Raw genomic sequence first — 23,625 nt, 5'->3', positions numbered from 1 at the left:
CGGCAGCCCGCTGAGGACATAGCTCCCAGCGAGGACGAACGGAGGCGGCATCGTTAGCCCAGGTGTCGAGACAGCGTGTTGAGCGCCTTGTGCACAAGGCGCGCGAAGGTGGTATTAGCAGGTCCGGCGGTATCCAGGGGTTCCGAAGGAACCAGACGTGATACCGCTCGTGCATGTCTGATGGGGCGGACCTGCTGTACGGCGCACGTGAGATCCGACTCTGGTTTCTGTCGGTTGGCAAGGAGGCCGTCACGCACCTCGTCCACACGCAACGACTCTTTGGGACGTTCGTCGCCAGAACCTAGTTACACCTGCGCGACGACACGCGGCGAGGCGAGCCCTGTTACTCAGCCTCGCCGCCTCCGCCCGTTGGTCAACGGGCGGAGGGGCATGTTTGTCTCGTGGAATCTGCGCAGCGATTGCGCTCCGGATCTACACCCATGTGGACAGCGGTAGTGCACCTGGTCGGCGGACATCTCACGATCTGCGCTTGGTGACCTCATGCACGATCTTCGTCGCTGCCTGCTGCGGTGCCTCGTGTTCCCAAACGCGTATGACGAGCCAGCCGGCGTCCGCGAACAAGGCGTCCGTCTCCGCGTCGCGTTCGCGGTTCCGCCTGACCTTCTCCGCCCAGTAGTCAGCGTTCGTAGCCGACTTGGTGTGATGCTCGGGACAGCCATGCCAGAAGCAGCCATCCAGGAACACTGCGACCTTCCCCCTGGTGAAAACCATATCGGCAGTGCGCCGTACAGCCGGCAGAGGGCGGGTGGAGACCCGATAGCGGAGCCCTTGTGCGTGAACGGCCCTGCGCAGCGCCAGCTCGGGTTTCGTGTCACGCCCTTTGTTCGACTGCATGCTCTTGCGTACGGCTGCACTGGATGCTCGGACAGGGCGCGGGACACTCACAATTCCTACGTTAGGGGAAGTCCATCTCGCACATGCGCGTTTGATCGACAAGATCGCCGGGATCGCTCCACGCCGACCTCTCGGCCCGCTGCTCCACAAGCTCGCCTCACTGACCCGGCACGTACAGCGGATCACGTACGTACCGCCAGACGCGAGCAGCTCGCACACGCGTCTCCAGCCTGCGCTGTTGCGGTTGGATCTACTGGTCAACCGCCAGTGTCACGAGGTACCCCATGAATTTATGGTCGCCCTGATCTGGGTTCCACCCATCGGCGGAGGTCTGTGAGGACAGGACTCCGTTGACCGGCTGATATGCGTTCTCGTCGGGGACGCGTTCCAGTTGGGCGTGGACTGCGGAGATGTGGGTGACCTGGGCTTCGACGTGGAGTTGGTCAGCGGACGGGTCGCTGTGGTGATCCTCGCCCCAGTCGATCGTGGCGGCGGTCTCCTCGCCTAGGACTCGGGTCAGCCAGTCGCGGTCGACCGGGCGGAGGGTCCAGGAGACCGTTGCGCCGATGCTGAAGGGATCGCCGCAACACTGCATCTGCCACTCGTCGACCCAGACGTTCCACTTCATCTCGCCAGTCTTGGCAGGATGGCCGGTCCATGACAACTCCAGGTGGAGAAACGACTGTTCATAAGATCGCCTCGCCCGTGAGGATCAGGGTCCACATGCGTTCCGCCTCGCAGCGGGCCCAGGGGCCGGCGTACGTCTCCTTTCGAGGGGCAACCTGGTGCGAACGGCGGATTACGTACGTACCGCCGGACGCGAGCAGCTCGTACACGATCGTGCGGCACGAGCAGGTGTAAGCCAGGACGCGGACGCGGTACGGTCTCTCGGCCGTCCAGTCGAGTCTCGTCATGCGTCGGCCGGTGCGGGTGGGAGGGTGCGGGGCGAGCTGTGGGCAGGGCCAGATGTCCGGGTCGGTCATCGGGACACGGCCAGCATGGCCCAGACGATCTTGCCGCCGGTCTTCGGCCATCGGTAGCCCCAGCTCGTGGCCAGGTCGTTGACGACTTGCAGGCCACGGCCGCCGACCTCCCATGACTCGGGGGCACGCAGTTTCGGGGGGTTGCGGTTGCAGTCCCAGACCTCCAGGACTACGTCGTCGCTCACCTGGTGCAGGCCGAGCCACGGGTGGCATTCGTACCCGGCGGACATGCCGTGCGTCAGGTCGTTGGGTTTGTGGGCGTTCTGGGTCGCCTTGATGGCGTTCGTCAGCAATTCGCTCGCGACGAGCTGGGCGTCGTCGGTCAGTTCCGCGCGTTCCCAGTCGGCGAGGATCCGCGCGACGTACGTACGGGCGATCGAGACCGAGAGGGGGTGGGCCGGGAGGTCCGTGTACGTCCGGCGGGTCAGTGAGGTTTTCATCGCGTCGCCCAGCGGGCGATGTGGGAGACGACGCCCTCGGCGCCCACCCAGGCCGACTGCTTGCGGCCATGGCCCCAGGTGAAGAACCAGACCTCCTTGCGCTGGACGACCGTGATCTTCAGTCGGGTGGACGCCTGATAGATCACCACGGCCGGCTCCGCCCGTACGGAGAGATCGAGCAGCGAGCCAAGGCCCAGCTCGCGCAGGTCCCAGGCGAGACGCACCAGGTAGAGGTACGCCTGTTGGCCATCGGACAGTGGCGCTGCGGTCATGCGATCACCGCCAGGCTCATCGCCGGCGATGAGCACCGCACCAAGGTCACGTTCGTCACACCGACCTCCCTCGTTGGAGACGCATCCGGCCGCTTTCACGACAGGCGTCTCGTCTTGTACGACTGAGTGGAGTATCAGCATGCGCATTTGCTTCGGCCAATGGGGCATTTACCTGGAGAAATATAAAAGACAAAGAAAGACGCGATAACTACGTTGAATGTCATAGAGAAGTAGCGATATGGTCGCAGAGAGTAGTCGACCGTATCGGACGACGACGCGACCCCCCGAGGAGTGGCATGAACGATAAGACCGGCAACCCGATGTCCCCTCGGGCCCGTTTCGCCTCTGACCTGGAACATCATCGCAAGGATGCGGGTATGTCCCAGATCTCGCTGAGCACCCGGATGCAGTGTCACACGTCTCTCATCAGCCACGTCGAGAGAGGGCGGCGGACGCCTACACGCGAATTCGCCGAGGCGCTGGATCGGGTCTTCCAACTGGACGAGCATTTCGCGGGCCTATGCAGGCAAATAGCTCATTCGCCAACTATCGGGTGGTTCGCGCGGTGGGTAGAGGAAATCGAGCCTCAGGCTGCCATCCTGCAGTCCTGGGACCCGCTGCTGATCCCAGGCTGCCTCCAGACGCCGGAGTACGCGCGGACTCTGTTCTCCAAGACTTCCCCCGCAGATCAGGTGGAGGAGCAGGTCCTGGCTCGAACGCAGCGTGTGCAGATGTTCGACGGTCCCACCCCTCCCGTCTACACGGCCCTAATCGACGAGCATGTGCTGCATCGTCCTCTCGGCGGCCCGGCCATTCTGGTAGATCAGCTTCGCCACCTGCTCGAGTTGTCGCACCATCCAAGAATCACGATCCAGGTCGTGCCCGTCGATGCCGGTTGCATAGTAGGGATGGTGACCGGGTTCGCGCTCGCTCGCCTACACAACGGTGGCGAGATTGTGTCGACCGACTCGCTCCTATCCGGCCATGTCACCGGGGATTACGATTCGGTCGTGCAGCTCAAGGTTAGGTATGAAACCATCAGAGCGGACGCACACTCCCAATCAGTTTCACAACGGACGATAGAGGATGCGGTGACTAAATGGGCGAGCAGAATCTAGAGATGGCGGAATGGCGCAAGGCCACCGCCAGCGGCGACGTCGGTCAGTGCGTTGAAGTCGCGACCAACCTGCCCGGCATCGTGGCCGTACGCGACAGCAAAGACCCGAACGGACCCGCGCTGGTCTTCACCCCTCAGGAGTGGAAGGCATTCCTCCACGGAGCCGGCCGCGGCGAGTTCGACCTCTGATCGATAACGGCCGCGACCAGGCATAGGAGCTTGCCTGGGAGCGGCCGACACGCCGGAGGAGCTACAGGCCGGTCATCACCAGGCTCATGAAATACCAGTAGCCGTTGCCGAAGATGTGCTGCGGGATGTCGGTGACCTGTCCGGTGGTGAGCGTGGCGCAGGTGAAGCCCCAAGCGGTGACCGAGCCGAGCACCTTGCCCTGGCCGACGGCGGGCGGGGTGACCTCGCGCAGGCTGAACAGCGCTGACCCGGTGGTGCCGATGGTGGTGGTCGGGTTGGCGAAGTTGCCGGAATAGGCGCGGTCACCGTTGTTCATGGGGACGTATTGGTTGCCGCTGGGGTACATGTACCCGGCGAGGTTGACCCGGATCTCGTCGCCGTTGTTCTCGTCCGTGTCGTAGGCGTCGACGAAATTCAGCTCCACTCTGCACGTGGAGGCCCTGGTCGTCGCGCCGGCGGGTGAGGCCGCGGACACAGCCGCCGGGACGGCCAGGCTCGCGGTCAGTGCGAGCGCGAGTACGAGCTTGTGAGATCGCATGCCGTTTCTCCCTCTGTTGACCTGCGTTTCATGCCGATAAGCAGGAATCTCAGAGTGCGGCGGGCAATGGGGTGGGTCAGTGACCAAATGCACGCTCTATCCACGCCCTTTTACGCGGTCCCGCGACCAGGGCGCTCATGCGTGATCGGCCGCACACCAACGACGCTGGACAGATCATCGATCCATGCGGATCATGGCTTACGTCCAGGCGTCGTTCGACAACGAGCTCAGCGGTTCCCGCCACCCCCCACACACGAGGATCCGAGGATGACCCGTTCAAGAGCTCTGTCGTCCATGCTCGCCGTAGCCGCGTCCGTGCTGCTGATCAGCGGGAACGCCCAGGCCGACACGGACCTGCCGTTATCGTCCGCCGTCTTCCGCGCCACGCACAACAGCTATTCCGGCAACGTCGACGGCGCCAGAAACTCCATCACCTACCAGCTCGACCACGGCGTCCGCTTCATCGAGCTCGACGTCCACGACAACGGGTACGCCACGGCGCGCGACTACGCCATCGGCCACGACTCCCCCGGTGACCAGGTGGACCACGCCGGAAACCCGGCCTCGAACCTGCTGCGCGACTGGCTGAACGTCATCGACACGTGGTCCGAGTCGCATCCGACCGCCGCCCCGCTCGTCGTCATGCTCGATCTCAAGGACGATCTGACCGACAACCCGTCGTCCGCCGCCGGCAACCTGGCCGCGCTCAACCAGGAGCTCAGCGAAGTCTTCGGGCCCCGGCTGCTGAGGGCCGAGGACTACCCGGCGAGCCCACCGCAGCTGGACTCACTGCGCGGCCGCGTACTGGCTCTGCTCTCCGGCAACGGCAAGAGCCGCACGGAGTACAGACGCGACATCGGCCGCGACCCGGCGGTCGTACTCAACGCGAACGGGCAGATCGTCGAGGTGCACGACTCCGGCTCGGGCGTGCTCTGGTATTGGACCGGCAGATACGACGACGGTCGGGTGACCTGGCTCCGCCATGGGAGGTATGACAACGGCAGGACGCCCGCTGTCGCGCTGAACGACAACGGCGACGTGGTCGAAGTTCACCAGTCCCAGAACGCGACCACGCTGTGGTCTCGCGTGGGGCGTCTCGGCGCGGACGGCGAGATCAGCTGGTCCGCCAGCCGCCAGTACGACAACGGTGTCCTGCCGACGGTCGCGTTCACGGACGCGGCCGGCACACGGCTGCGCGAGATCCACCGCAGCCAGAGCAACAGCCAGAACTGGGTGTGGGACGGCCTGCTGGACAGCGGCGCGTCGACGGTTTCGTGGAGCGGGAACGCGAAGACCTCCGACGCCCGCTTCGACAAGACCACCTCCACCCGCGGCACGTCGAGCGTGCGGGTGTGGACCGGAGCGGACGGCCCGGCCCCGGCGCAGACCCTGCGCGTGGACACCGACCGCTTCACCGGCGACCGCATCCGCTACCCGCAGGTCGCCTTCGCCGAGTTCCAGAAGGGCGATGCCGCGGAGCTCCAGCAGGGCGCCCTGTTCTACGCCGCACCGGCGAGCGAGTCCGCCTTCATCACGTCAGCACGGCGATCCGGGCGGCTCGTACGCGGCTGGGACTTCGACAGGGCGGACCTGGCGACGACCCCCCTGGCCAACCACCCGGCGACCAACCACCCCTACGCCCCCTGGTACGAGAACCTCCTCGCCCAGTCCGGCGCCGTACGGTAACGCGCGAGCGCGGCCCCGAACGGACCCACACTGCTCTTCACCGCCCAGGAGTGTAAGGCGCCGGCCGCGGCGACTTCGACCTCTGACTGCCTTCTGGCGGCGACTGGCGCAGCGTCACCGGAGCTCGTACGTGATCTGCTCACGGATCTCGTCCGGCAATCCTTCGTACGTCGCCAGCCGCGCCAGAGCCGCACGGCTCTCGGGTAGGTCTTTGGTGCAGCGAAGCGCCCACACGGCCTTATCGGCGGCCATCCCCCGCCGCACGTACAACTCCGCGAGGTCCATGAGCCAGGGTGTGAGCGCCTTTTCGTCATCGACCATGAGGCCGCACCAGCGCAGGGTCTGCTCGGCGATCCAGGCGAGGATGCGCCTTGTCCAGATCTCCTCGAAGTCCACGGTGTCGATGCCCTGACGGGCGCACTCGACTCTGGCATCGGCCATGCGCTCGGGGGTGACGTGCCGGGCGTACGGCATGCGTTCGCGCAGAATGGCTCGGATCCTGGTCCACTCGGGGTATTCGTCGTCTTCGCAATCCCAGACGATCGGCTCCTCCGGGGGCTCGGGCGAGGCCAGGATGGTCGGGGGCAGGCACGCTTCGAGCACAGCCCGCGCGTAGGCCAGGTCCTCTGCTTCCGGTGGCCAGGTGAAGCCGGAGCTCCACGAGAAGGGGTAAGCCCGGACCACGTCCGGCAGCAGCGGTGTTTCGTCCGCAATCATGCGGCTCCCCGGTATCGCATAACCGCATTATCGGCATGCCCAATAACTCAACAGGCCACGGCATTTTTCTTAACCACAGAAACGATACAAGAACGACATTGATTGTCATATCCAGTAGCGGTATCGTCGCGGAGGGTGATCAATCCGAGCAGGGCAGGGGATGCGACGACCAAGGAGCCGCGTGAACGAAAGCACCAGCCACCCGATTTCCCCCCGAGTGCGATTCGCCTCCGACCTGGAGCATCATCGCAAGAACTCGGGCCTGTCCCTGGTCGCCCTGGGCACCCGGATGCAATGCCACCCCTCCCTGATCAGCCACATCGAACGAGGCCGCCGACCCCCCACCCTCGACTTCGCCGAAGCCCTGGACCATGCCTTCCAACTGGACCAGCACTTCACCACCCTGTTCCGGCAGATCTCCCACTCCCCCGCCCTCGGCTGGTTCGCCCGCTGGGTGGAGGAGGTCGAGCCGCAGGCCGTCATCCTCCAGTCCTGGGACCCGCTGCTCATCCCGGGCCTGCTCCAGACCCCGGAGTACGCCCGCGCCATCTTCTCCCCGATGACCCCCGCCGACCAGGTAGAAGAGCGGGTCGAAGCCCGGACCCGGCGGCTGCACATCTTCGACCGCCCCAGCCCGCCCGTCTTCCTGGCGCTGATCGACGAGGGCGTGCTCCACCGCCCGGTCGGCGGTCCGGCGGTTCTCGTCCAGCAGCTTCGCCACCTGCTGGAGCTGGCTCAGCACCCCTGCATCACGATCCAGCTCGTGCCCGTCGCCGCAGGATGCGCCGCCGGGATGATGAGCGCGTTCTCGCTGGCACGGCTGCGCGGCGGCGCCGAGGTGGTGTCGGCGGACTCGGTGCTCGTCGGTGACGTCACGAGCGATCACGAGGCGGTCGCCCGCCTCAAGGTCCGCTACAACATCATCAGAGCGGACGCACACTCTCAATCGGCGTCCCAACGGGCCATAGAGGACGCGGTGACCACATGGGCGAAGTGAGCCTTCAGTACGTGCCCGGACACCCCTAGCGGCGGCTCCCGCGAGCAATGGTCAAATCGATGAGTGTGGTCGGACATCCCAGGTCGGCCGTTGGAGCTGATCGTTGTACACGATGATGTCGGCGTGGTCGGTTGGGCGAGCTGTGGCGAAGTAAAGCTTTTGGGAGGGGATATAGCGGTTGCGCCAGGACCGTTCGATTTCGGCGGTGTCGGCGGTGGATCCGGCCGGCGCTGTGCCTCGGTCCCGGGCGCGATCTACCGTCTGCTCGAAGGGGACGGACACGAAGATGCGCAGGTCCCACCGGTCAATGAGTTCTGGGCGCAGGAGGAAGACGCCGTCGAAGAGCAGTACGGCGGCTGCGGGGGCGATCGTGGCCGGCGGGGACGATGGGGTGTCGGTGTCTCTGTCGTAGACCGAGTGTTGGAACCTTCGGTCTCCGCCTGGGCCCAGCGGATCGAGCAGGACCCGGCACAGCGCGGCGTGGTCGTGGGCGTCGAAGTAGCAGCCTTCGGCCGAGTACCGGCCGCGTCGGTAGCGCTGTGCACGGGGGAAGAGGAAGTCGTCGATGGTCGCGCGGATGACGTCGCGGTCCTGCGCGCGCAGGACGACGGCGAGCTCGTCGGCCAGCGTGGTCTTGCCGGCGGCGGGCGGACCGTCGATGGCGACCCGCAGCGGGTGCGCGGTCGTGACGGACCTGATCGCCTCGGCCAGCCGACTGATGAGCTCGCCGCGGGTGCCTTGGTCCATTGCTGCCTCTCTCACGGTGTCTCTGTTGAGCACCGCACGTCAGACTGCGGTCGCCGGCTCGCGTTCGACGAGGACGCCGCGTTCGACAGGTCTCAAGCATTACTCGGCTCCCGCATCAGGCCCACCGTTGCCGCCCCATCCTTCCCGGCGATCTCGCCTGCGCCCTGGATCCGGGAGTACGGTTCGAGCCAACAGCGGCTCGTCCCCGGGCAACGGAAATGAGAAAAGCAGTGAAAGCATGGATTCTCGTCGCCATCGGCGTCCTCCTGGCTGCGGTCGGCGGCCTATGGACGCTTCAAGGGCTGGGCGCCGTCGGCGGGAGCGTGATGAGTGGCGACACCACCTGGGCCATCATCGGCCCCATCGTGCTCATCGTCGCTCTTGCCATCGTGATCATCGGAGTGCGCGGCCTGCGCGGCCCGTCCAACAGGCGCGGCGAATGACCTGCTGACGCCGCTGTGGCCACGGGGCCGGTCATCGCGAGCCGCCGGCGTGCAGGGCTTCCCGTTCCCACTGATGGCGTGGCTGCGTGTGCAGCCGCCAGTAGTGCTCGGCGATGTCATCCGGATCGAAGTCGGTGCCGGGGGCGACCGGGCCGGCCACGGTGACGCTCGCCACGTGCACCCCGGCGGGCCCGTACTCCTGGTCGAGCAGCGTGACCAGGGTCCGGACGCCTGCCTTGCCCAATGAGAGGCTCATGTATCGCGGCTTGGGCTCGGGCATGCCGCCCGTGATGAGGAACGTTCCGTTGCCGCGTGCCGCCATCGTGGGCGCGACGTGGGCGGCGGCGTTGAGCGCGCCGACCACGTTCACCGCCCACGCCTCCAGGTGACCGCGTACCGACAGCTCGCCCGGCGCGTCGGCCTGGATGATCGCGGCGTTGTACACGACGACGTCCGGCACGCCGTGCTCGTCGGCAGCCTTGTCGAGTGCGGCGTTCAACGCGACCTGGTCGGTGCTGTCGGCCTTCAGCCTGACAACCGGGACCCCCAACTCGGCCACGGTACGCAGCGTCCGCTCGCTTCGGGCGATCAGCGTGATCGATAGCCCTTCCTTGGCGAGCCAGCGAGCCACCGCCTGTCCGATCCCTGGACCCGCACCAATGATCACTGCACTCGGCACCGACATCTCCTCACCTTTCGCAATCAGCGACACTTGGAACGTTAAGGCGTCACATCCATGTGAAGGTCAAGCGAAAGGAGCCGTATGCGGATCGGCGACCTGGCTCACGAGACTGGGGTGAACAGGCGACTGCTGCGCTACTACGAGGAGCAGGGCCTGCTCAGACCTGTCCGGCTGGTCAACGGCTACCGTGAGTACACAAAGGCGGACGTCGCGGCGGTGCGCAACATCCGCGCCATGCTCGCCGCCGGGCTCCCCACCGCGGTCATCGCCCGGGTCCTGCACTGCGTCCACGGTGATGACGAACTGTCGGTGCCGTCCGGCTGCCCGACCTTCATCGAGGACCTGCGGCGCGAACGCGTCCGCATCACCGAGACGATCGCGCAGCTCCAGAGCTCACAGGGGATGCTGGATGCGATGCTCGACGCGGCAGCGTCTCCGGGGTCGTAGCCGCCACCGCGAGTGCTGCGAGAGCGACGACGACGAGGTAGTAGCCGGGAGCCACGGCCTCCCCGGTGACGTCGACCAGCCAGGTGCCCACGAACGGCGCCGTACCGCCGAAGACGGCCAGGGCCGCGTTGTAGCTGATGGCGGCGCCCGTCACGCGGGTCGCGGCGGGCAGCAGCTCGACGAAGAAGGTGTAGCTGCCGCCCCCGTAAACGCACAGGGCCGCGGCCAGCAACAGCTGCCCGACCACCGCGCTGCCGAACGAGCCGCTGGTCACGAGCATGAACGCGGGCAGCCCCACGACGGCGACCGCCGCAGAGCCGGCGATCAGCATCGGCTTGCGGCCGAACGTGTCGGACAGCCGGCCGCCGATCGGCAGCAGCACCGCGAACGACAGCAGCGCCACGGCGTTGGCCGCCAGCGACCGCATCGGGCTCAGCCCGACGACGGTCTGCAGGTAGGTGACGAAGTAGCCCACGAGGATGTAGAAGCCGAGGCCGGACAGGGCCATGACGGCGAAGATCTGGCCCAGCCGGGTCCGGTTGCCGCGCAGGCTGCTCCGCACCGGGCCGGCCTCGATCGCGTTCTCTCGCCGCAGCTCCTGGAACACCGGGCTCTCCTCGGTGCGGCGGCGGATGTAGAGGCCGATCAGCGAGAGCGGCAGGGCCAGCAGGAAGGGGACGCGCCAGCCCCAGGTGGCGTAGGCGGTGTCCGACACCGCGCCGGACAAGGCCATGATGACGACCAACGCGATGACGGATGCCGCGGCGGTCGCGGCGACCGTGATGCCGATCCAGGTGCCACGGCGCTCGTACGGCGCGTGTTCGAGCACGAACGACGGCGCGCTGACCGACTCGCCACCGGCCGAGAAGCCCTGCGCCAGTCTGCACACCACGAGCAGGACAGGCCCCATGATCCCGGCTGCGGCGTGCGTGGGAAGCAGGCCGATGAGCGCGGTGGCCACGCCCATGCACATGAGCGTGGCGTACAGCACCTTCCTGCGGCCGGTGCGGTCGGCGAGTGCGCCGAAGAACAGCCCGCCCAGCGGACGGGCGACGAACGCGACGCCGTACGCGGCGAAGACCGACAGCAGGCCGGCCACAGGGTCCTGGCCGGGGAAGAACGCCTCGGCGATGGACACGGCCGAGAAGCCGTAGATGGCGAAGTCGTAGAACTCGACGAACTGACCCGTGCCGGCCCCGAGCAGCACGCGGCGCTGAGCCGCGGACGTGCCGCCCGGGGTGATGAAATCACGGATCATGGAGGGACGAATCCTGTCATCGCGGGGTGCGAATGCCGACGGCGTCGAGGTAGGTCGGGAGGTGGCGAACCCCGGTGGCGCCGCCCACGGCCGCGATGTATCCGTCAGGACGGATGAGCGCCCAGTCCCCCGGCGACATCCCGTACGCGTGGCGCACGTGGCCGCCGGTGTCGAGGATGTCCCGGCCGATGACGTGAACGCGCAGGCCGACGCGCAGCATCGGAAGGGCGTCCTCGTCGATTTCGTACCCTAGCAGGGTCCAGTGCGGCCCCTGGAACAGGCTGAACAGCCGCGTCGCGAGCCCGCCCGCGCCGGTCACGGGGGCGTCGGGGGCACGCTCACCGGCCTGGACGCCCTTGTCGCACGGCGGACCGCCCACCGTCAGGGACGAGTCCGGGTAGCCGAGGTCGAGCTGGCTCACCTCGCGGCCACGGCGGACATCACCCCTCTTGGACGCGTCGAGCAGCCGCTCCGACAGGCCCAGGACCGCCTCGGCGATCGGCCGGCGCTCCTCCTCGTACGTCGCCAGCAACGACTCCGGCGCGCCGCCGAGCACGGCGGCCAGCTTCCAGCCGAGGTTGTACGCGTCCTGGATGCTGGTGTTCAGGCCCTGCCCGCCGGTCGGGGGATGGCAGTGGGCCGCGTCCCCGGTCAGCAGCACGCGTCCGCGCTGGTAGGTGTCGGCCAGTCGGGCGTTCATCTCGTAGACGGATCCCCACGGCATCTCGCGGATCACGATGTCGTCCAGGCCGGTGTGTTCGCGGATCAGCGCGGTGAGCCCCTCGGGCGACAGGTCGACGTCCACGCCGAAGGGGACGGCGGCCTGAAACTGGAACAGGTCGGTGCCGTACAGGGGGCACAGCGACAACTCCTTGCCCCAGCGGTGCCAGAAGTCCCAGGAAAGGCCGTCCACCCGTACGTCCGCCACGAGCGCCCGTACGCCGAGGGTCTTCCCCCGGAACTCGATGCCGAGGGTCCTGCGCACGAAACTCGATCCGCCGTCGGCGCCGACCAGGTATCTCGCCCGCACGCCCTGCGGGCCGTCGGGGGTCTCGATCGTGGCGGTCACGCCGTCGGCGTCCTGCTCGAAGCCGACGAGCGCGTGGCCGTACTCGGGGGCGTGGCCGAGCTCGGCCAGCCGCTCACGGAGCCGGCGCTCGGTGAGGAACTGGGGGACGAGCAGGGGGATGTGGTACGGCTCGTCCGGTGTCGGCTCCGGCAGCACGCCCGTGGAGCGGTCGACGGGGCCGTCGTCGGTGTAGAGCCGCAGTAACGGGTATTCGCCGCCGGAGGCGACGATCCGGTCGATCACGCCGAGGTCCTCGAAGACCTCCTGGCTGCGGGGCTGGATGCCCTTGCCCCGCGAGCCGACGAACGGGTGCGGCGCCTTGTCGATCAGGCGGAAGCCGACGTTCCTGCGGGCGAGGTCGATGGCCAGGGTCAGTCCGGCCGGACCGGCTCCACAGATGATCACATCGGGTGACATGGCTGGTCTCCTTCGCTGGGAAATTATGTGTAGTTTGCACGGAATCCTGGCTACGGTCAAGTAACGCCGCACGTAGGATCGTCATAAATTCATGCATGAGGAACCCATAGCGGCGAGGTGAGCCGAGCGGTATCCTCGCGTTGATCCGTCCGCACCCGTTCACGTAAAGGCAGCCGTAGCGACATGGCCTCCAAGCACCGCCGGCAAGTCGCGCTCCGGCGCCTGCACGAATCTCTGGTCGACCTGGTCGCGTTCACCAACCTGCCGCGCCGCGACGAGGAGCTCATCGCCGAGGCCGGGATCGAGCTCGACCAGGCCCTGTTCCGCCTACTCGTGGGCATCCATCGGTACGGGCCGATCAGCGTGGGCGAGCTCGCCGACCGCATGGACCGCGACCACACGACCGTGAGCCGGCAGGTGGCCAAGCTCGCCGAGCTCGGCCTGGTCGAGCGACGGGCGAGCCCGGCGGACAAGCGGGTCAAGGAAGCGATGATCACCGCTGCCGGCCTCCGCGTCACCGACGCGCTCGACGCTGCCCGGCAGCGGCTCAGCGCCCCCGTGCTCGAGCAGTGGAGCGACAGGGATCTGCTGGAGCTCGAACGGCTGATGCGCCGCTTCGCGGACGACCTGCTCTCGATGTCCGCCGTGGCGAAGGAGACGGACCCCTGACCCACTGGGAGGGACTGCCGATACCAGGCTGACGGGTGCTCTGGTGGTCGGCCGCAACCGGGCCCATGGTCGGAGACGTACGAACTCCGCACCGAAAGGCCAACTGCCATGATCAAGATCCAGGCGACGGTGACCACCCGGGTGAACGTTCCGCGTACCGAGTTGTTCGACTGGTTCATCCCCATCGAGCTGCCGCGCATCCTGTTGCGGTACGGCCCGATTCCGGCGATCATCTCGACCAGCGGGCAGAACGGCCCCTGGGATGTCGTCGGGAACAGCCGCAAGGTGCACACCGCCGACGGCAACACGGCCGTCGAGACGGTCACCGCGTACGAACGGCCCGGATACTTCGCCTATCGGGTGAGTCAGTTCAGCAACTTCCTGGGCCCGCTGACCGTGGACGCGGGTGGGCAGTGGTGGTTCACCGACGGCCCGGGCAAGACGACCGACGTCAGGTGGACGTACACCTTCAACGCCCGCAACCCGCTCGCCGCATCGGCGCTGGTCCCCATCGTCAAGGTCGTCTGGCGGGGGTTCATGCGGCAGGCGCTCGACAAGGTAGGCGAGCTCGCCGGCATCGAGGCCCCGGGCTTCCGGGCGGGTGCGGGGGGCGAAGAGTGATCTGGAGGCCGGCGACACGGCGGAGCGGCACCCCGCGACGTGCTGGGCCGGCATCCCGGATGGAGGATCAGCTGTGGCCGTGCGGGTTCGAGCTGGGGGACGAGGGGAAGCGCAGCACCCAGCGGCGCTGCCACGGGGTCTCGACGGCCCGATGGTGGTGGTGCTCGCGTGTCCAGGCGACGGCGTCGGACGGGTCGAGGCCCGCCAGGACGGCGAGGCAGGCGACGACCGTGCCGGTGCGTCCGACGCCGCCCCCGCAGGCGACCTCCACGGCGGTGCCCGCCCGCGCCCGCTCGTGCAGCGCGCGGATCTGCCGCACGGCCAGGTCATGATCGCGGGGCAGCAGGAAGTCGGGCCACTGGATCCACGCGTGTGACCACCTCAGCTCGCCCTCGTGGCGACGGCGGAGCCGGTCGGAGCCGAGGTACAGGCCGAAGTCGGGCGTCGGGCCCGCCGGCAGCGGATGGCGCAGGCCCCGGCCGCGGATCCACGAGCCGTCCGGGAGTTGGAGAGCGCCTGCGAGCAGCGGTCCGCTCACCGGCCTGCCGATCGGGCCGTTTGTTGCGCTGTCCCTGGGGTCTTGCATCGAGTTCTCCTCGTGTCTTTCACTGGGCTGCGCCGCCCAGTCGCTGCCGGGCGCGGTGATTGGCGACATTGAGCCGGTTGCCACACAGGTCAGGCATGCAGTAGATGCGGCGCCCCCCGCGACTGGTGTCGACGAACACCCCTCGGCAGCCCGGGGCCGCGCAGGCGCGGAACCGGCCGTGGCCGAGGGCCCGCATGGCGCCGAGCAGCCCGACGCCGATGAGCGCGGCCAACTCCTCGGCCACCGACGCCCCCGGCGCGGTCGGGACGTACCACTGCCACCGCCCATCGGCATCGCGGTCCAGCACCGGGCTGAGCCCGGCTCGCCCGGCCAGCACGGCAGCGCCCGCGACGGCCTGCTCCTCCGTCTCCGTCTCCACGACGCCCCTGGCCTCCCGGCGCAGCAAGTGCACCTCACGGACGTCGCCACCGGTCGGCTGCCGCCCATCCGCCAGGGCGTCGAGCCGTACCCCGTGCTCCGCGAGGAACCGCGTCAACGCTTGGGGGGTCGGCAAGGCGTCCCCGGGCGTGGTCTGCACGGTGGGTGAGGTGTTGGCCAGATCACCGGCCAGCGCAGCCCCCAGCGCATAGTCAGTGATGGAGATCCGCATGCCTCACCTGCTTCCTGGTAACCGAATAAGCGAAACTATAACCCTTACATCGGGTCGGCACATCAGCTCACCGCAGTGCGCCGAACCGACCGCGTCGGGAGGCCTCAGAGGGCGCTCAGCACGGCGTGCCCGTCCGGTTCGCTCTCCAGTCGCCACCCGGGCGGCCACCTGTGGGTGTCGGCGGGTCGTGCGACGGACGCTCCGTGCAACCGCACCTGCTCGGCTCCATGCGTGTACGCGAAATCGGCCGGTCCGCCGAACGTGGCCCGGTCGAACGAGGTGGCACTGGTGAAGGTGGCGCCCTTGAACATCGCCTGCTGGTGGAAGACGGCCTCCACGAATCCGGAAAGACCGGTGAACCTAGCCGCAGCGAATCCGGCGTTTCCGTGGAAGGCCGCCCCGGTGAACCTGGCATCGCCCCCGAAACTCACCAGGCCGAACGAGGCATGCCCCCCGAAGACCACCTCACTGAAGCCGGCCCGCCCTTCGAAGGATGCGAACCCGAAGATGGTGTCCCTCTCGAAGGTCGCCCCACCGAATCTGGCGGCACCCGCGAAGACGGTTGAGGTGAACTCCGCGGCGCCCAGAAATCTCGTCTCGCCGAATTCGGCATCGCCGGTGAAGGACGCTGTGCCGAAGGAGGCCGTATCGGTGAAGACGACTCCGCCGAACCTCGCGGCACCGATGAAGGTGGCCCCGGTGAACGTGGCCTCGGCCATACGGCAGCTCACGAAGTCGGCGTCACAGAGGACAGCACCGGTCAGGTCGAGCCGGATGCCTGGCCAGAACCGCGGATGGGAATCGGCCCCTCTCCTCCACCGCGTCTTCGGCGGCTCCCGGTAACGGAGGTGGTCGGCCAAGATGCGCTGCGCGGTGAGGCGTACCTCCCGCTCCTCCCGCACGTCGCGACCGGCCGGGCGCGCGACGGGCGCGCGAGCGCGGGCCGTTCGTTGCGCGGCCCGGATCCTCGCGTCCCGGTCCCGCGGTGCGGCCTCGTCGTACGGCATGCGCAGATACGCGCAGATCACGTCCACGATCGTTTGCCGGAGTGCAGGCGTGTTCTGGGCCAGTTGCTCCAGCGCGTGAAGCCCTGCCAACCGGACCGGCGCATGAAGGTGGCCGAGTTGTTCGGCGGCCTTGCCGTACCTGTCGGTGTCGTGGCCACGCTCGCCGAGTTGAAAGGTGCGCCGTGCAGTGTCGGCGTTGCGCGCGGTGTAGAACACGGCCATCAGGGCGGCCAGCCCGGTGCCGACAGCCAGTGCCCGGCCTCTGATCGCGTCCAGTGCCGCCGCGAGCTTCTCGCCCTGCAGCCCGCGCACCCCGTCGACATGCGCCAGCCACCAGGGCGCACCCGGGCCGAGTATCCAGCCGATCGCCATGCTCAGCAGCAGTCCGCTCACAGCGACGATGATCGTGGCGGGTCTCATGTCACCAACCTGGCGCAAAGGGACGCTCGTGGCCAGCCAACTGGACGGACCCACCGCCGGGTACTCCAGGTGCCGGTGGGGAAGCACGTGTGGCCCGTAAGGTGGTCCACGGCTTGACCTTGGAGGAGGGGCGGGCATGGGCTGGACTCTGGAGTCGGCCGAGGGCGCTCAGCTGGGCGTGGACGCGTGGAACTGGCGTCCCACGTTGGCCCTGCTGGAGAACGCCGGTGTGCTCGATGCCGAGACGGCTGCCCTGCTCGGTATCAACGGACACATCTCCGTCACCGGACAAGAGGCCGCGCGGATCGCCGACTATCTCGGCACCTACCTGGCCGGCCTGCCCGGCGAGGGCCGCGTCCGGATGAACGGTGCGGTCACCACCGAACCCGACACCCACGAGTTCCACCGCACCGATCTCGGCCTCAACTACGCGGCGAGCACCGAGTGGTTGCAGACGTTCCACGACTTCTGCCGCGCCGCCCCACACGGGTTCACCTGCGACTGAGCATCGGAGGTGCACGGCAGACTGGCAGGCATGGCGGGTATGGAGGAGCAGGTGTTGCTCGGTGGCCGGGTCAGCGGCGCGGTCCAGGTTGGGGATACGGTGCGGCGGCCGGTCGGTGGGGGGAGTCATGGCGACCCCGGGTTCGTCCGCGAGCTGCTGGTCTTTCTGGAGCGGGCGGGATGGGCGGGCGCGCCCCGGTTTCTGGGGGTGGACGAGCAGGGGCGGCAGGTTCTGAGTTTCCTGGACGGGCACGTCGCCTGGGACTGGGAGGCCGGTCAGCCTGAGGCGGTCAGCGGCGATGGCAGTCTTGCGCGGGCCGGTGAGTTGACCCGGGAGCTGCATGACCTGACCGCCGGCACGGCTCTCGCCGGGGAGAGGGAGACGGTCTGCCACAACGATCTGTGGCCGGGGAACATCGTCTACCGTGACCTTGGGCAGGGGTTGCGGCCGGTGGCGTTCATCGACTGGGACCTCGCGTCGCCTGGTGAACGGATCCACGATGTGGCCCGGTTGTGCTGGCAGTACGCCGGGTGGTGGGCAGGCGGTGACCCGGCCGAAGTGCGGCGGCGCTCCATGGTGATCTGCGACGGGTACGGGCTGGTCGACCGGTCGCAGTTGGTCGAGACCGTGTTGTGGTGGCAGGACCGCTGCTGGCGGGGGATCGATCAGGCGGCCGAGGCGGGGGATCCGGCGATGGTACGGCTGCGCGCCTCTGGTGCGGTCGAGCAGGTCAGGGGTGCTCATGCTTGGGTGATGCGGCATCGCGACGAGCTTTATTGAGCCGGGCGTGATGGAGTTCGCATATCGCCTGTACCGGGCGGTGACGCTTGGGTATCGTCCGGGGCGTGCACCTTGGCACTCGGTTCCATCTCGTCGCCGCCGCGTTCGTCTTCCTGGCCGTGGTCACAGCGTGTTCTGCGGACGATAGGCCAACGCTGAATGAGGCTACGAAGCAACTCGTCAGCGACGGCGACGAACTACTGGCTTCCTCGGATATGACCCAGTTGGGGACAGCGAAGGCAACCGAACGAGCCGATCAGGATCGGCGAACGTCCTGCGCACCTGATGAGGTACAGCGGTTCTACCGGGCCGAAGGCAATATCTCAGGCCCACCTGATTTCCAATCTCCAGCCACCACAGTCGCCCTGCTCAAGGGCAAACTTCGCTTCATGGGCTATGCCGAGGTCATGGACGAATCTGATCTCGAGGATGAGCATCTGGGCGTGGCCGTGGTACGTCACGCGACCACCCGACTGACCTTTATGATCGCCGTCCGAGCCGACCCCGAACCGGGCATCATGATCGTCGGAAAGACCGAATGCTACGCACGCGGTAAATGACGCAGAGAAAGGTGTTACGGACTTTCACGGGCCTGCGCCGCTTCCTCCCGTAGTTGCTGCGCCCGCCTGCGCAGGTTTCGGGCAGTGGCTGCGCAGGATTCGCCGAGGTTGACGATCTCAAGGTAAAGTTGCCTCCCCTGCGCGGTGTAACGGTCAGCGGCCTGCCCCTTCCACACTGCGGCGCTCCGCTCAGGGGTGGTCGGAATGCCGTTGAAGACGTCCGCGAGTTCTTTGACGTACCCATCGAAAGCCGTGGCCAAGGACTCTTTCTGGGCCGCTTCCCGCAGCAGATCCTGCTGTACGGACATGACCGGGCTCATCCTCCCCGCTTCTCAAGGATCTTGAGCAGTGCCGCGTGCAAGTGGCCACTGGTCTCAAGGCGGAGGCGGAATTTATCCGAAGCGGACAGCGCCTTTTGATCGTGCTGCTCCAGCGCACGCAGCGTCCAGGCGTGTTGCTTGTCAATCAGCGCGTCCGCCACTTCCTTCGCGGTCAATGGCGTCTTTCCGTCCATATAGTCCTGGAGCAGGTCGCTGATGTCGCCCTTAGCCTGGTCGACGCCTTGATCCCGTCCGGTCGCCACCACCGGAGCACGAATATTCCACCATTTGTTGATCGCATAGCCGACGGGCATCGTCAGCACCTCGGCGATGAACTCGTTAGTCTGGTCGTCGTTCCATTCCACATGCGTCGAACCGCTCAGAAGCAGGCTCGCCAGCCCGCCGGCTTTCGCGCTACGCACCGTGTATTCGTGGCGTTCGCCCTCATCCCCGAAGGGATGGAACTTACCTATGTCCAAGCCCTGGACGTATTTCTGGGATTCAGCCTGCAGAATCTTCACCGCTGCCGGGTCCTGCATCACCGCGCCGATGAACCGACTTCCTACGTCAACTTTCAATCCATTCCACGGTGGAGCCGGCGCGAACTGTCCGGGCAACGCGCCCTCAGCGGTCTCCTTCGCATGTCCCAGTCCGAGCTCCCCCAGATACGGCACCACCTTCCTGGCCAGCACCTCGTTGATCGGGGAGTTCTTCAGAGAGCCGAAATGCCCGCCCACCTCGTCGGACCCCTCCGCCCCCAGCGCGTTGACCACGTTGAACAACGCCCGCGTCCGCTCCCCCTCGTCCCCCCGCCCCAGCGCCTTGTCCAGCGCACTGGCCAGCACGTCCTCGAATTCCGGCATCCCGTTCAACTTCACCAGCCCAGGACGTAACAGCAGCGAAGCCGCCTCCTTGTCCCCCGCCAGCAGGCGCCGCAGCGCGTCCGGGTCGGCGTCGAAGGCCTTCACCAGCCAGTAGCTGTTCCAGTCGAGATGCGGCGAGGAGGGCTGGTGCCCCGCCGTACCCAACCTCAGCAGTTCCCGGCCCGCCCTGTCATGGAACTTCGGCGACTGCTTTCCCAGGGCCAGCAGCGCGGACAGCATCGCGGGGTGTTTCAGCAGTTCGTCGGCCCAGTCGCCGCCGAGCCGCCCGTCGGTGTCCGCCGTCGCGTAGAGCTCGGCCAGCGGGCCGAGGGAGGCACGCGCGCGCTCCAGCTCCTCCGGGCTCAGCCCTCGGCGGGGACCGTTGACGTTGACGTCCATCCACTGGCTGAAGAGCAGGCTGTACGTCTTCGGCCCGAGAGCGGTGAGCAGGGCCTGGGCATAGGCGGGATCGATCGCGCCCTGGCTCGCGGCCGTCATGGCGGCCTCCACTCTCCGCCAGCTCTCGGGCGACCCCTCCGCGAGGTGCACCGCGAGGATGGCGAGGAGGACGGCCCCGGCGCTGCGCCCCTTCTCCGTGGCCTCGGCCCTACTGGCGAAGGGCAGGGTGCCGGTGAGGAACCTGCCGTCTAGGCGGGTGTCCTCCATGCGGGTGATGGTGGCGATCCGCCATTTCAGGTCGCGTTGGGAGTCGTCGAAGAACGCCCAGGTCCTGTGCATGGCCGCCGTTCCCGCCCCGCCGACCCAGTCCGCGCCGGCCTCGGTGATGGCGCTCTCCAGCGGCGGGCGGGTACGGCCCAGCGCGGCCTTGGCGCGCTCCAGGTGCTTGATCAGCATCCCCGCCGCGCTGGGGTCGATGCCGACGAACTCCCCCATGACACGCTCCAGCCAGGTGTGGGTTCGGGGCGGAAACCCACGGTAACCGCGTCACTCCCCCGTTGCCATGAAATATCGGTAGATAGTGTTAGCCTGGCGGGCCGTAGCGACCGGGAGCGCACCCGTGCTTCTTGCCGAAGGCCGGCGTCTTGACGCATTGTCGTCCGGATCCAGCGGTCGGCATCTCGATAGTGGTGCCGACAGCCAAGGGCGGCCATCCGCGTAGGACCAGCCGCCGCAGGAATCCATCGAGAGATCCTGGCCGATGCCCTCAGTTATGGCGACCTCCTAGGGACCACAGGCTGTCGTTGCGGTAAGGCTTACCATGGTCACTCTGCGTGCATGATTAGGTTCGTCCCGTGACGAGCGGGATGGAGGCGCTGCCGAGGCGTCTTCCCGGTACGGCACGATCACTCCCCAAGGAGCACTGTGAAGAGATTCCTTCTCGTCCCCGCCATCGCAGCCGGGATCATCGCGATCACCGCCGGCGTCGCCCATGCCTCGCAGTACATCGCCTACGAAGGCCGCGGCTTCACCGGCCGATCCGTCGTCATCGACGCGTGCGGGGTGTCCAACATCCCGTTCCACGGCTCCTACAAGTGGTACGGCGACGGCCAGTCCGGACGGATGTACAACCAGCGCGACGCGAAGGGCGTGATGCACTTCGAGCTCGCCTCCAACCGAAACGCGGAGCAGCGGACCCCTGTCGGCTGGAAGAGCATCTTCATCGTGTGCTGACCGTGGCGTAGACCGTGGAGGGCGTCCACGGATCAGCAGCCTTGGTGGACGCCTTACGCACTGCCCACCTCACGCATAGCTTTCAATTTTACGGCTGATTTGAAAAGGACTTGGGTATTGTGGGGGCATGGCCGTACATGATGAGCAGGAATCACTCGTGGTAGAGGATCTTGCTGATTTGCTGTCCCTGGCCCAGCGACGGACAGCGGACAGGGCACTGCACGCGGCGATCCGGCGCATGGCACAACGACACGACCAAGGTCCACGCCCCTCCGCGGTACGCCTGTCGACAGCGGCCAGGCTGCTCAACGTGACGGTGCCCACCGTCCGGTCATGGGTGGGCCACGGCGTGCTCAACTCGGTTCCCGGTGAAGGCGTCGCCCGAGTCTCAGCCACCTCGCTCGCCCGGGTCCTGGTGGTCCTCCGGGAGATCGGCGATGACGACTCCGGCCACAGACTCGCCAAGGTGATCGACGCGCAGCGAGACCGAGACCTGCTAACTCGGGCCCAGGAAGCGATGGCCGAGACGACCGAGTTCGTGGAGTACAGCGACGACGACCTGGAGGAATTGCTCCGCTCATGAACCGACGCGCGCACCGTACCGGTGGCCGCAGAGCGACGCTACAGAGCGTGATTGAGACTCGCTGTTGAAGGTGACGACGTTGGAACCGCGCGGCTGCCGCCCTGGCCAAAGCAGGCCGCCGCTAGCCGGATGTGGGTCGTACCTCGTCGTACTCGACCGCGTAGTCGTTCTGCGAACGGTCCTTCAGGGCGAAGGCGGCGGCGATGCTGATGAGCCCGCAGATCGCCATGTAGACGGCGATGGCGAACGAGCTCTGGTAGGTGGCGTACAGCCAGACGGCGATCAGGGGCGCGGGTCCGCCCGCCGTCACCGAGGCCAGCTGGTAGCCGAGCGAGGCGCCGCTGTAGCGTAACCGGCCGGTGAAGCTCTCGGCGATGAACGTCGCCTGCGGGCCGTACTGGATGTCGTGGATGGGCGCGGCCAGCACGATCGCGAGGAAGACCAGCGCCGGGACGCGGGTGTCCAGCAGCGGCCAGTAGATGAAGGACCAGCCCACCATGGCCGCGGCGCCCACGATGTAGAGCCGTCGGCGGCCCACGAGGTCGGAGATGTAACCCCAGAAGGGCACGGTGAACAGCGACACGACGCCGGCGACGATGACGTACAGGTAGACGTCGCCCGCTTCGAAGCCGAGGGTTCTGGTGGCGTAGGTCAGGATGAAGACGGTGAAGATGTAGAACGGCGCCTGTTGACCGGTGCGGAGCAGGGCGCTGAGTACGATCTCCCGCCAGTTTCTGACGATGACCTCGCGCACGGGGACGCGCTCGACCTTGTTCTCCGCGAGGAGCTTGGTGAAGACCGGCGTCTCCAGGATGCCGAGCCTGATGTAGAGGCCAACCCCGGCCATCACGATGCTGAGCAGGAACGGGATGCGCCAGCCCCAGTAGGGGTCGAGCGGCTGGAACACCTGCAGGGCCGCATAGCCGAGCACGAGTCCGACGGGGACGCCGAACTGCGGCCAGCTGCCGAGGAAGCCGCGCCGGCCGCCCTGGGACTTGCCCCATTCGGTGGCGAGCAGGACGGATCCGCCCCATTCGCCGCCGACGCTGATGCCCTGGAGCAGGCGCAGGAGGGTCAGCAGGATGCCGCCCCAGATCCCGATCTGCTCGTAGGTGGGCACCAGGCCGACGAGTGCGGTGGCGACGCCCATGGTCAGCAGGGTGATGATCAGCGTGGCCTTGCGGCCGATGCGGTCGCCGTAGTGGCCGAAGATCGCCGCGCCGATCGGGCGGGCGGCGAAGCCGCCGAAGTAGGTGCCGAGGGCCAGCAGGAGGCCGGTGGTCGGGTCGCTCGTCGGGAAGAACAGCTCCGCGAAGATGGTGCTGGCGGCGAAGCCGTACAGGAAGAAGTCGTACCATTCGACCGAGGTCCCCACGGCGGACGCGATCACCGCCCGGACCAGCTGACGTCTGTTCTGCTCGCCTGTCGTGTCGGGCCGTTGATCAGTCATCTACCGCTCCTCCGGTAGGCCCCGCCTTGCCCGTGACGCTATATCAGGTGTGATCGCGGGTCATCAGGCTGATTAACCCGAATCTTGACTATTTGCCGGCTCTGGCCCAGCGACGGACAGCGGACAGGGCATTGCACGCGACGATCCGGCGCATGGCACAAC

At 67.2% G+C, this 23,625-nt stretch carries 29 protein-coding genes; 13 read left to right on the top strand and 16 right to left on the bottom strand.

Annotated elements, in window-relative coordinates:
• Positions 1 to 477: 477 nt before the first annotated feature.
• The 4 genes from ACTMTF_RS31525 to ACTMTF_RS31510 all read right to left on the bottom strand — a co-directional run bounded on the left by ACTMTF_RS31525 (position 478) and on the right by ACTMTF_RS31510 (position 2,550).
• Positions 478 to 906, bottom strand: a complete 429-nt coding sequence (locus ACTMTF_RS31525) for a very short patch repair endonuclease (RefSeq protein WP_441113932.1) — start codon at positions 904 to 906, stop codon at positions 478 to 480.
• Between the two features lie 199 nt (positions 907 to 1,105).
• The gene (locus ACTMTF_RS31520) at positions 1,106 to 1,483 is read right to left on the bottom strand and encodes a DUF6578 domain-containing protein (protein ID WP_441113931.1); all 378 of its coding nucleotides are present in this window, start codon (positions 1,481 to 1,483) and stop codon (positions 1,106 to 1,108) included.
• 351 nt (positions 1,484 to 1,834) lie between these two features.
• Positions 1,835 to 2,278: an ATP-binding protein gene (locus tag ACTMTF_RS31515; RefSeq protein ID WP_441113930.1), complete on the bottom strand. Its 444-nt coding sequence runs from the start codon at positions 2,276 to 2,278 to the stop codon at positions 1,835 to 1,837.
• On the bottom strand, positions 2,275 to 2,550 hold the full coding sequence (locus tag ACTMTF_RS31510; RefSeq protein WP_441113929.1) for a hypothetical protein: 276 nt from the start codon (positions 2,548 to 2,550) through the stop codon (positions 2,275 to 2,277). The genes ACTMTF_RS31515 and ACTMTF_RS31510 overlap by 4 nt, the downstream gene beginning before the upstream one ends.
• Positions 2,551 to 2,846: 296 nt before the next feature.
• Between ACTMTF_RS31510 and ACTMTF_RS31505 the strand changes: the two genes are divergently transcribed.
• Both ACTMTF_RS31505 and ACTMTF_RS31500 read left to right on the top strand, forming a co-directional pair.
• Positions 2,847 to 3,668 (top strand): helix-turn-helix domain-containing protein, encoded by an 822-nt coding sequence (locus tag ACTMTF_RS31505; protein WP_441113928.1) that lies wholly within the window; start codon positions 2,847 to 2,849, stop codon positions 3,666 to 3,668.
• A 2-nt stretch (positions 3,669 to 3,670) separates the two neighbouring features.
• Positions 3,671 to 3,856: a DUF397 domain-containing protein gene (locus tag ACTMTF_RS31500; protein WP_358468154.1), complete on the top strand. Its 186-nt coding sequence runs from the start codon at positions 3,671 to 3,673 to the stop codon at positions 3,854 to 3,856.
• 61 nt (positions 3,857 to 3,917) lie between these two features.
• Here ACTMTF_RS31500 and ACTMTF_RS31495 read toward each other — a convergent pair whose 3' ends face one another.
• Positions 3,918 to 4,394, bottom strand: coding sequence for a hypothetical protein (locus tag ACTMTF_RS31495; RefSeq protein WP_441113927.1), 477 nt, complete (start codon positions 4,392 to 4,394; stop codon positions 3,918 to 3,920).
• A 267-nt stretch (positions 4,395 to 4,661) separates the two neighbouring features.
• Here ACTMTF_RS31495 and ACTMTF_RS31490 point away from each other — a divergent pair, with 267 nt between their 5' ends.
• The gene (locus ACTMTF_RS31490) at positions 4,662 to 6,080 is read left to right on the top strand and encodes a hypothetical protein (protein WP_441113926.1); all 1,419 of its coding nucleotides are present in this window, start codon (positions 4,662 to 4,664) and stop codon (positions 6,078 to 6,080) included.
• A 114-nt stretch (positions 6,081 to 6,194) separates the two neighbouring features.
• On the opposite strand, the gene ACTMTF_RS31485 is transcribed toward ACTMTF_RS31490, so the two are convergent.
• Positions 6,195 to 6,797, bottom strand: a complete 603-nt coding sequence (locus ACTMTF_RS31485) for a hypothetical protein (protein ID WP_441113925.1) — start codon at positions 6,795 to 6,797, stop codon at positions 6,195 to 6,197.
• 181 nt (positions 6,798 to 6,978) lie between these two features.
• On the opposite strand from ACTMTF_RS31485, the gene ACTMTF_RS31480 reads away from it, so the two are divergent.
• Entirely contained in the window at positions 6,979 to 7,794 is an 816-nt protein-coding gene (locus ACTMTF_RS31480; protein ID WP_441113924.1) for a helix-turn-helix domain-containing protein, read from the top strand.
• Positions 7,795 to 7,845: 51 nt separating this feature from the next.
• Here ACTMTF_RS31480 and ACTMTF_RS31475 read toward each other — a convergent pair whose 3' ends face one another.
• Positions 7,846 to 8,541 carry a cytidylate kinase family protein gene (locus ACTMTF_RS31475; protein WP_441113923.1) on the bottom strand — a complete coding sequence of 232 codons (696 nt, stop codon included), beginning with the start codon at positions 8,539 to 8,541 and terminating at the stop codon, positions 7,846 to 7,848.
• A 230-nt stretch (positions 8,542 to 8,771) separates the two neighbouring features.
• On the opposite strand from ACTMTF_RS31475, the gene ACTMTF_RS31470 reads away from it, so the two are divergent.
• Positions 8,772 to 8,984 (top strand): hypothetical protein, encoded by a 213-nt coding sequence (locus ACTMTF_RS31470; protein ID WP_441113922.1) that lies wholly within the window; start codon positions 8,772 to 8,774, stop codon positions 8,982 to 8,984.
• A gap of 31 nt (positions 8,985 to 9,015) precedes the next feature.
• Here ACTMTF_RS31470 and ACTMTF_RS31465 read toward each other — a convergent pair whose 3' ends face one another.
• Complete coding sequence (locus tag ACTMTF_RS31465; RefSeq protein WP_441113921.1) at positions 9,016 to 9,669, bottom strand: SDR family NAD(P)-dependent oxidoreductase; 654 nt, start codon at positions 9,667 to 9,669, stop codon at positions 9,016 to 9,018.
• Between the two features lie 78 nt (positions 9,670 to 9,747).
• Here ACTMTF_RS31465 and ACTMTF_RS31460 point away from each other — a divergent pair, with 78 nt between their 5' ends.
• Positions 9,748 to 10,113 carry a MerR family transcriptional regulator gene (locus tag ACTMTF_RS31460; RefSeq protein ID WP_441113920.1) on the top strand — a complete coding sequence of 122 codons (366 nt, stop codon included), beginning with the start codon at positions 9,748 to 9,750 and terminating at the stop codon, positions 10,111 to 10,113.
• Here the strand turns inward: ACTMTF_RS31460 and ACTMTF_RS31455 are convergent.
• Together ACTMTF_RS31455 and ACTMTF_RS31450 are read right to left on the bottom strand one after the other, a co-directional pair.
• The gene (locus ACTMTF_RS31455) at positions 10,031 to 11,371 is read right to left on the bottom strand and encodes an MFS transporter (RefSeq protein ID WP_441113919.1); all 1,341 of its coding nucleotides are present in this window, start codon (positions 11,369 to 11,371) and stop codon (positions 10,031 to 10,033) included. The two genes, ACTMTF_RS31460 and ACTMTF_RS31455, sit on opposite strands and share 83 nt — an antisense overlap.
• Positions 11,372 to 11,387: 16 nt before the next feature.
• The gene (locus tag ACTMTF_RS31450) at positions 11,388 to 12,857 is read right to left on the bottom strand and encodes an FAD-dependent oxidoreductase (protein WP_441113918.1); all 1,470 of its coding nucleotides are present in this window, start codon (positions 12,855 to 12,857) and stop codon (positions 11,388 to 11,390) included.
• A 183-nt stretch (positions 12,858 to 13,040) separates the two neighbouring features.
• On the opposite strand from ACTMTF_RS31450, the gene ACTMTF_RS31445 reads away from it, so the two are divergent.
• Together ACTMTF_RS31445 and ACTMTF_RS31440 are read left to right on the top strand one after the other, a co-directional pair.
• Positions 13,041 to 13,526, top strand: a complete 486-nt coding sequence (locus ACTMTF_RS31445; protein WP_441113917.1) for a MarR family winged helix-turn-helix transcriptional regulator — start codon at positions 13,041 to 13,043, stop codon at positions 13,524 to 13,526.
• A 108-nt stretch (positions 13,527 to 13,634) separates the two neighbouring features.
• Positions 13,635 to 14,147, top strand: coding sequence for an SRPBCC family protein (locus ACTMTF_RS31440; protein ID WP_441113916.1), 513 nt, complete (start codon positions 13,635 to 13,637; stop codon positions 14,145 to 14,147).
• Between the two features lie 67 nt (positions 14,148 to 14,214).
• On the opposite strand, the gene ACTMTF_RS31435 is transcribed toward ACTMTF_RS31440, so the two are convergent.
• The 3 genes from ACTMTF_RS31435 to ACTMTF_RS31425 form a co-directional block, all read right to left on the bottom strand.
• Entirely contained in the window at positions 14,215 to 14,733 is a 519-nt protein-coding gene (locus tag ACTMTF_RS31435; protein ID WP_441113915.1) for a phosphatase domain-containing protein, read from the bottom strand.
• 19 nt (positions 14,734 to 14,752) lie between these two features.
• Complete coding sequence (locus tag ACTMTF_RS31430) at positions 14,753 to 15,343, bottom strand: CGNR zinc finger domain-containing protein (protein ID WP_441113914.1); 591 nt, start codon at positions 15,341 to 15,343, stop codon at positions 14,753 to 14,755.
• A 104-nt stretch (positions 15,344 to 15,447) separates the two neighbouring features.
• The gene (locus ACTMTF_RS31425) at positions 15,448 to 16,770 is read right to left on the bottom strand and encodes a pentapeptide repeat-containing protein (RefSeq protein ID WP_441113913.1); all 1,323 of its coding nucleotides are present in this window, start codon (positions 16,768 to 16,770) and stop codon (positions 15,448 to 15,450) included.
• Between the two features lie 136 nt (positions 16,771 to 16,906).
• On the opposite strand from ACTMTF_RS31425, the gene ACTMTF_RS31420 reads away from it, so the two are divergent.
• The 3 genes from ACTMTF_RS31420 (at position 16,907) to ACTMTF_RS31410 (ending at position 18,615) form a co-directional block, all read left to right on the top strand.
• Entirely contained in the window at positions 16,907 to 17,275 is a 369-nt protein-coding gene (locus ACTMTF_RS31420; RefSeq protein WP_441113912.1) for a hypothetical protein, read from the top strand.
• 30 nt (positions 17,276 to 17,305) lie between these two features.
• On the top strand, positions 17,306 to 18,055 hold the full coding sequence (locus tag ACTMTF_RS31415; RefSeq protein ID WP_441113911.1) for a phosphotransferase: 750 nt from the start codon (positions 17,306 to 17,308) through the stop codon (positions 18,053 to 18,055).
• Positions 18,056 to 18,120: 65 nt separating this feature from the next.
• A complete protein-coding gene (locus ACTMTF_RS31410; RefSeq protein ID WP_441113910.1) occupies positions 18,121 to 18,615 on the top strand; it encodes a hypothetical protein in 495 nt (164 codons plus the stop codon).
• A 14-nt stretch (positions 18,616 to 18,629) separates the two neighbouring features.
• On the opposite strand, the gene ACTMTF_RS31405 is transcribed toward ACTMTF_RS31410, so the two are convergent.
• Together ACTMTF_RS31405 and ACTMTF_RS31400 are read right to left on the bottom strand one after the other, a co-directional pair.
• On the bottom strand, positions 18,630 to 18,923 hold the full coding sequence (locus ACTMTF_RS31405) for a hypothetical protein (RefSeq protein WP_441113909.1): 294 nt from the start codon (positions 18,921 to 18,923) through the stop codon (positions 18,630 to 18,632).
• A gap of 8 nt (positions 18,924 to 18,931) precedes the next feature.
• Positions 18,932 to 20,692 (bottom strand): hypothetical protein, encoded by a 1,761-nt coding sequence (locus ACTMTF_RS31400; protein ID WP_441113908.1) that lies wholly within the window; start codon positions 20,690 to 20,692, stop codon positions 18,932 to 18,934.
• 429 nt (positions 20,693 to 21,121) lie between these two features.
• On the opposite strand from ACTMTF_RS31400, the gene ACTMTF_RS31395 reads away from it, so the two are divergent.
• Positions 21,122 to 21,430, top strand: a complete 309-nt coding sequence (locus tag ACTMTF_RS31395; protein WP_441113907.1) for a MiAMP1 family antimicrobial peptide — start codon at positions 21,122 to 21,124, stop codon at positions 21,428 to 21,430.
• Positions 21,431 to 21,557: 127 nt separating this feature from the next.
• Positions 21,558 to 22,013: a hypothetical protein gene (locus tag ACTMTF_RS31390; protein ID WP_441113906.1), complete on the top strand. Its 456-nt coding sequence runs from the start codon at positions 21,558 to 21,560 to the stop codon at positions 22,011 to 22,013.
• Positions 22,014 to 22,134: 121 nt separating this feature from the next.
• Here the strand turns inward: ACTMTF_RS31390 and ACTMTF_RS31385 are convergent, their stop codons facing one another.
• Positions 22,135 to 23,463 (bottom strand): MFS transporter, encoded by a 1,329-nt coding sequence (locus ACTMTF_RS31385; RefSeq protein ID WP_441113905.1) that lies wholly within the window; start codon positions 23,461 to 23,463, stop codon positions 22,135 to 22,137.
• Positions 23,464 to 23,625 lie beyond the last annotated feature (162 nt).

Origin of the sequence: Nonomuraea sp. ZG12 (genome assembly GCF_052068115.1) — a bacterium.
In the GTDB taxonomy this organism is placed as follows: Bacteria; Actinomycetota; Actinomycetes; order Streptosporangiales; family Streptosporangiaceae; genus Nonomuraea.
Note: the sequence above shows the minus strand (reverse complement) of the source record. Positions and strands in the feature narration are given on the sequence as shown.

Bases quoted from the DNA above. Each gene is read 5' to 3' on its own strand.
- ACTMTF_RS31450 (WP_441113918.1), bottom strand. From the start codon at position 12,857: ATGTCACCCGATGTGATCATCTGTGGAGCCGGTCCGGCCGGACTGACC.
- ACTMTF_RS31405 (WP_441113909.1), bottom strand. From the start codon at position 18,923: ATGTCCGTACAGCAGGATCTGCTGCGGGAAGCGGCCCAGAAAGAGTCC.
- ACTMTF_RS31460 (WP_441113920.1), top strand. From the start codon at position 9,748: ATGCGGATCGGCGACCTGGCTCACGAGACTGGGGTGAACAGGCGACTG.
- ACTMTF_RS31420 (WP_441113912.1), top strand. From the start codon at position 16,907: ATGGGCTGGACTCTGGAGTCGGCCGAGGGCGCTCAGCTGGGCGTGGAC.
- ACTMTF_RS31445 (WP_441113917.1), top strand. From the start codon at position 13,041: ATGGCCTCCAAGCACCGCCGGCAAGTCGCGCTCCGGCGCCTGCACGAA.
- ACTMTF_RS31475 (WP_441113923.1), bottom strand. From the start codon at position 8,541: ATGGACCAAGGCACCCGCGGCGAGCTCATCAGTCGGCTGGCCGAGGCG.
- ACTMTF_RS31505 (WP_441113928.1), top strand. From the start codon at position 2,847: ATGAACGATAAGACCGGCAACCCGATGTCCCCTCGGGCCCGTTTCGCC.
- ACTMTF_RS31430 (WP_441113914.1), bottom strand. From the start codon at position 15,343: ATGCGGATCTCCATCACTGACTATGCGCTGGGGGCTGCGCTGGCCGGT.
- ACTMTF_RS31385 (WP_441113905.1), bottom strand. From the start codon at position 23,463: ATGACTGATCAACGGCCCGACACGACAGGCGAGCAGAACAGACGTCAG.
- ACTMTF_RS31500 (WP_358468154.1), top strand. From the start codon at position 3,671: ATGGCGGAATGGCGCAAGGCCACCGCCAGCGGCGACGTCGGTCAGTGC.
- ACTMTF_RS31510 (WP_441113929.1), bottom strand. From the start codon at position 2,550: ATGACCGCAGCGCCACTGTCCGATGGCCAACAGGCGTACCTCTACCTG.
- ACTMTF_RS31520 (WP_441113931.1), bottom strand. From the start codon at position 1,483: ATGAAGTGGAACGTCTGGGTCGACGAGTGGCAGATGCAGTGTTGCGGC.
- ACTMTF_RS31400 (WP_441113908.1), bottom strand. From the start codon at position 20,692: ATGGGGGAGTTCGTCGGCATCGACCCCAGCGCGGCGGGGATGCTGATC.
- ACTMTF_RS31490 (WP_441113926.1), top strand. From the start codon at position 4,662: ATGACCCGTTCAAGAGCTCTGTCGTCCATGCTCGCCGTAGCCGCGTCC.
- ACTMTF_RS31455 (WP_441113919.1), bottom strand. From the start codon at position 11,371: ATGATCCGTGATTTCATCACCCCGGGCGGCACGTCCGCGGCTCAGCGC.
- ACTMTF_RS31415 (WP_441113911.1), top strand. From the start codon at position 17,306: ATGGCGGGTATGGAGGAGCAGGTGTTGCTCGGTGGCCGGGTCAGCGGC.
- ACTMTF_RS31515 (WP_441113930.1), bottom strand. From the start codon at position 2,278: ATGAAAACCTCACTGACCCGCCGGACGTACACGGACCTCCCGGCCCAC.
- ACTMTF_RS31440 (WP_441113916.1), top strand. From the start codon at position 13,635: ATGATCAAGATCCAGGCGACGGTGACCACCCGGGTGAACGTTCCGCGT.
- ACTMTF_RS31425 (WP_441113913.1), bottom strand. From the start codon at position 16,770: ATGAGACCCGCCACGATCATCGTCGCTGTGAGCGGACTGCTGCTGAGC.
- ACTMTF_RS31495 (WP_441113927.1), bottom strand. From the start codon at position 4,394: ATGCGATCTCACAAGCTCGTACTCGCGCTCGCACTGACCGCGAGCCTG.
- ACTMTF_RS31485 (WP_441113925.1), bottom strand. From the start codon at position 6,797: ATGATTGCGGACGAAACACCGCTGCTGCCGGACGTGGTCCGGGCTTAC.
- ACTMTF_RS31465 (WP_441113921.1), bottom strand. From the start codon at position 9,669: ATGTCGGTGCCGAGTGCAGTGATCATTGGTGCGGGTCCAGGGATCGGA.
- ACTMTF_RS31390 (WP_441113906.1), top strand. From the start codon at position 21,558: ATGGCCGTACATGATGAGCAGGAATCACTCGTGGTAGAGGATCTTGCT.
- ACTMTF_RS31435 (WP_441113915.1), bottom strand. From the start codon at position 14,733: ATGCAAGACCCCAGGGACAGCGCAACAAACGGCCCGATCGGCAGGCCG.